Here is a 5,320-nt window from a genome sequence, read left to right on the forward strand (position 1 = left end):
TTATCTAGGAATAGAGAGCTGACGATGACCTACTCTCACATGGGCGAACCACACTACCATTGGCGCGACGATGTTTCACTTCTGAGTTCGGGAAGGGATCAGGTGGTTCCATCGTGCTATTGTCGTCAGCAAAGGGGGTTAGATATGAGTCTGTTATTATTGTTTTGACGTCAAGGTTTAGCTTGTTGTCGACCAACTTGTAACCTAACTGAATCAAGGTTAAAGGTGATATCGAAATTATATATATTCTATAGCCTAGGCTATACAAGATAGATTAATTAGAGCTTTCATACAAACCACTTGGGTGTTGTATGGTCAAGCCAAACGAGCAATTAGTACAGGTTAGCTACACACATCGCTGTGCTTCCACACCCTGCCTATCAACGTCGTAGTCTTCAACGGCTCTTTAGGGAAATCTAATCTTGAGGTGGGCTTCTCGCTTAGATGCTTTCAGCGATTATCCCATCCGAACGTAGCTACCGGGCAATGCCACTGGCGTGACAACCCGAACACCAGAGGTTCGTCCACTCTGGTCCTCTCGTACTAGGAGCAGATCCTCTCAAATTTCCAACGCCCACGGTAGATAGGGACCGAACTGTCTCACGACGTTCTAAACCCAGCTCGCGTACCTCTTTAAATGGCGAACAGCCATACCCTTAGGACCTGCTTCAGCCCTAGGATGAGATGAGCCGACATCGAGGTGCCAAACACCGCCGTCGATATGAACTCTTGGGCGGTATCAGCCTGTTATCCCCAGAGTACCTTTTATCCGTTGAGCGATGGCCCTTCCATACAGAACCACCGGATCACTAAGACCTACTTTCGTACCTGCTCGACTTGTGGGTCTCGCAGTTAAGCGCGCTTTTGCCTTTATACTCTACGACCGATTTCCGACCGGTCTGAGCGCACCTTCGTACTCCTCCGTTACTCTTTAGGAGGAGACCGCCCCAGTCAAACTACCCACCATACATTGTCCTCGGTATTGTTATACCTGAGTTAGAACCCCAACATGACCAGGGTGGTATTTCAAGATTGGCTCCACAAACACTAGCGTGTCTGCTTCAAAGCCTCCCACCTATCCTGCACAAGTCAGGTCAAAGTTCAATGTAAAGCTGTAGTAAAGGTTCACGGGGTCTTTCCGTCTAGCCGCGGGTACACAGCATCTTCACTGCGATTTCGATTTCACTGAGTCTCTGCTGGAGACAGCGCTGCCATCATTATGTCATTCGTGCAGGTCGGAACTTACCCGACAAGGAATTTCGCTACCTTAGGACCGTTATAGTTACGGCCGCCGTTTACTGGGGCTTCGATCAAGAGCTTCGCTTACGCTAACCCCATCAATTAACCTTCCAGCACCGGGCAGACATCACACCCTATACGTCCACTTTCGTGTTTGCAGAGTGCTGTGTTTTTAATAAACAGTTGCAGCAGCCTGGTATCTGCGACTGCCAACAGCTCAAGGAGCAAGTCCTATCACCATCGGCAGCGTACCTTCTCCCGAAGTTACGGTACCATTTTGCCTAGTTCCTTCAGCAGAGTTCTCTCAAGCGCCTTGGTATTCTCTACCTGATCACCTGTGTCGGTTTAGGGTACGATTCGTTTATAACTATTGCTTAGAAGCTTTTCCTGGAAGCATGGTATTTGCCACTTCGCTGTACAAGTACAGCTTGCTATCAGATCTCAGCATAATGACAGTCCGGATTTGCCTAAACTGTCTGCCTACATCCTTTCACCTGGACAACCAACGCCAGGCTGACATAACCTACTCCGTCCCTCCATCGCATTATAAACAAGTATCGGAATATTAACCGATTTCCCATCGACTACGCCTTTCGGCCTCGCCTTAGGGGTCGACTCACCCAGCCCCGATTAACGTTGGACTGGAACCCTTGATCTTCCGGCGTGCGAGCTTTTCACTCGCATTATCGTTACTCACGTCAGCATTCGCTCTTGTGATACCTCCAGCATGCCTTACGACACACCTTCACAGGCTTACACAACGCTCCCCTACCACTTGAAAACAAATTCAAATCCGCAGCTTCGGCTCCTAGTTTGAGCCCCGTTACATCTTCCGCGCGGGCCGACTCGACTAGTGAGCTATTACGCTTTCTTTAAAGGATGGCTGCTTCTAAGCCAACCTCCTAGCTGTCTATGCCTTCCCACCTCGTTTCCCACTTAACTAGGAATTTGGGGCCTTAGCTGGCGGTCTGGGTTGTTTCCCTCTCCACAATGGACGTTAGCACCCACTGTGTGTCTCCCGGATATCACTCATCGGTATTCGGAGTTTGCATCGGTTTGGTAAGTCGGTATGACCCCCTAGCCGAAACAGTGCTCTACCCCCAATGGTGTTCGTCCGAGGCGCTACCTAAATAGCTTTCGGGGAGAACCAGCTATCACCGAGTTTGATTAGCCTTTCACCCCTATCCACAAGTCATCCCCTAGCTTTTCAACGATAGTGGGTTCGGTCCTCCGGTGCCTGTTACGGCACTTTCAACCTGCTCATGGATAGATCACTCGGTTTCGGGTCTATGCCCTGCAACTAAACGCCCTATTAAGACTCGGTTTCCCTACGGCTCCCCTAAACGGTTAACCTTGCTACAGAACATAAGTCGCTGACCCATTATACAAAAGGTACGCGGTCACCCTAATAAATTAAGGCTCCCACTGCTTGTACGCACACGGTTTCAGGTTCTATTTCACTCCCCTCACAGGGGTTCTTTTCGCCTTTCCCTCACGGTACTGGTTCACTATCGGTCAGTCAGGAGTATTTAGCCTTGGAGGATGGTCCCCCCATCTTCAAACAGGATTTCTCGTGTCCCGCCCTACTTAATATGTTAACGCTAATGTTTCGAATACAGGACTATCACCTACTACGGTCAGCTTTCCCACGCTGTTCTTCTACATTAGCATTAATCGGCTTCTCCCCGTTCGCTCGCCGCTACTTGGGGAATCTCATTTGATGTCTTTTCCTAAGGGTACTGAGATGTTTCACTTCCCCTCGTTTGCCTCTTGTACAAGTACAAGATACCTACCTTATGGTAGGTGGGTTTCCCCATTCAGAAATCTCCGGATCACAGGATATTGCCGCCTCCCCGAAGCTTATCGCAGGCTGTCACGTCTTTCATCGCCTCTGACTGCCAAGGCATCCACCATGTGCGCTTCATTACTTGACCATACAACCCCAAGTAGTCTCTCGACCGCTAAGTGTTGTAAAGCCTAATTATGATAACGATATCACCTAATTTTATACGCTTGATTCAGTTCTCTTTACTTTTTTAATAACTCACCACTGGGATAACAACTGATGTCGTTAAGTAGTGAGTTATTAAGGTTAGAAACAACGCGTGAACACGTGTTCCTAACCCAGACTCATATCTATGTTTTTAAATAGTCTCTGTGCTCTCGTCGAGTCACAGATTCTGTATAAAACAGAAAGAAGTAATCTTGTCTTTACTAAGACGAATCACTTGTTTCTATTTGATACCTATTTATTTATTAGCATCTAAAGATTCGTTTATTATGTGGTGGAGCCAAACGGAGTCGAACCGTTGACCTCCTGCGTGCAAGGCAGGCGCTCTACCAACTGAGCTATGGCCCCTAATAATGGTAGGCCTGGGCAGACTTGAACTGCCGACCCCCGCGTTATCAACACGGTGCTCTAACCAGCTGAGCTACAGGCCTGTACGAGGCATATACCTCTAGCTAATAAACTAGCTTAAACTAAAGAACAACTTGTTGTGAATTCTTGCTGACCGAATGCCATCTATAAGGAGGTGATCCAGCCGCAGGTTCCCCTACGGCTACCTTGTTACGACTTCACCCCAGTCATCAACCACACCGTGGTGAACGCTCCCCCGAAGGTTAAGCTATCCACTTCTGGTGCAATCAACTCCCATGGTGTGACGGGCGGTGTGTACAAGGCCCGGGAACGTATTCACCGCGGCATTCTGATCCGCGATTACTAGCGATTCCTACTTCATGGAGTCGAGTTGCAGACTCCAATCTGGACTACGATAGGCTTTTTGAGATTCGCATCACATCGCTGTGTAGCTGCCCTCTGTACCTACCATTGTAGCACGTGTGTAGCCCTGGTCGTAAGGGCCATGATGACTTGACGTCGTCCCCGCCTTCCTCCAGTTTGTCACTGGCAGTATCCTTAGAGTTCCCGGCTTAACCCGCTGGTAACTAAGGACAAGGGTTGCGCTCGTTGCGGGACTTAACCCAACATCTCACGACACGAGCTGACGACAGCCATGCAGCACCTGTATTCTAATTCCCGAAGGCACTCCCGCATCTCTGCAGGATTCTAGATATGTCAAGACCAGGTAAGGTTCTTCGCGTTGCATCGAATTAAACCACATGCTCCACCGCTTGTGCGGGCCCCCGTCAATTCATTTGAGTTTTAACCTTGCGGCCGTACTCCCCAGGCGGTCTACTTATTGCGTTAGCTGCGTCACTAAGTCCTCAAGGGACCCAACGACTAGTAGACATCGTTTACGGCGTGGACTACCAGGGTATCTAATCCTGTTTGCTACCCACGCTTTCGAGCCTCAGTGTCAGTATTATGCCAGAAGGCTGCCTTCGCCATCGGTATTCCTCCAGATCTCTACGCATTTCACCGCTACACCTGGAATTCTACCTTCCTCTCACATACTCTAGCTCAACAGTATCAGATGCAGTTCCCAGGTTGAGCCCGGGGATTTCACATCTGACTTATCGAGCCACCTACGCTCCCTTTACGCCCAGTAATTCCGATTAACGCTTGCACCCTCTGTATTACCGCGGCTGCTGGCACAGAGTTAGCCGGTGCTTATTCTGCAGCTAATGTCATCGTCTCCGGGTATTAACCGAAGAGTCTTCTTCACTGCTTAAAGTGCTTTACAACCAAAAGGCCTTCTTCACACACGCGGCATGGCTGGATCAGGGTTTCCCCCATTGTCCAATATTCCCCACTGCTGCCTCCCGTAGGAGTCCGGGCCGTGTCTCAGTCCCGGTGTGGCTGATCATCCTCTCAGACCAGCTACAGATCGTCGCCATGGTAGGCCTTTACCCCACCATCTAGCTAATCCGACTTAGGCTCATCTAATAGCGAGAGCAGTAAACTGCCCCCTTTCTCCCGTAGGTCGTATGCGGTATTAATACGAGTTTCCCCGTGCTATCCCCCACTACTAGGTAGATTCCTAAGTATTACTCACCCGTCCGCCGCTCGACGCCTGATAGCAAGCTATCATCGTTTCCGCTCGACTTGCATGTGTTAAGCCTGCCGCCAGCGTTCAATCTGAGCCATGATCAAACTCTTCAGTTTAATCTTGCTATGAAG

2 tRNA genes and 3 rRNA genes are annotated in these 5,320 nt (G+C 49.4%); all 5 read right to left on the reverse strand.

Annotated elements, in window-relative coordinates:
- Nucleotides 1-16: 16 nt before the first annotated feature.
- Nucleotides 17-130, reverse strand: a 5S ribosomal RNA gene (gene rrf / locus JMX75_RS12755).
- A gap of 181 nt (nucleotides 131-311) precedes the next feature.
- A 23S ribosomal RNA gene (locus tag JMX75_RS12760) occupies nucleotides 312-3,173 on the reverse strand.
- A 349-nt stretch (nucleotides 3,174-3,522) separates the two neighbouring features.
- Nucleotides 3,523-3,598: transfer RNA gene (locus JMX75_RS12765), tRNA-Ala, on the reverse strand.
- A 6-nt stretch (nucleotides 3,599-3,604) separates the two neighbouring features.
- Nucleotides 3,605-3,681, reverse strand: a tRNA-Ile gene (locus tag JMX75_RS12770).
- Between the two features lie 85 nt (nucleotides 3,682-3,766).
- Nucleotides 3,767-5,305: ribosomal RNA gene (locus JMX75_RS12775) — 16S ribosomal RNA — on the reverse strand.
- The 16S, 23S and 5S rRNA genes sit together here with 2 tRNA genes alongside, the layout of an rRNA operon.
- Nucleotides 5,306-5,320 lie beyond the last annotated feature (15 nt).

The organism is Psychrobacter sp. LFX-11D, from assembly GCF_904846475.1.
Lineage (GTDB): Bacteria > Pseudomonadota > Gammaproteobacteria > Pseudomonadales > Moraxellaceae > Psychrobacter > Psychrobacter cryohalolentis.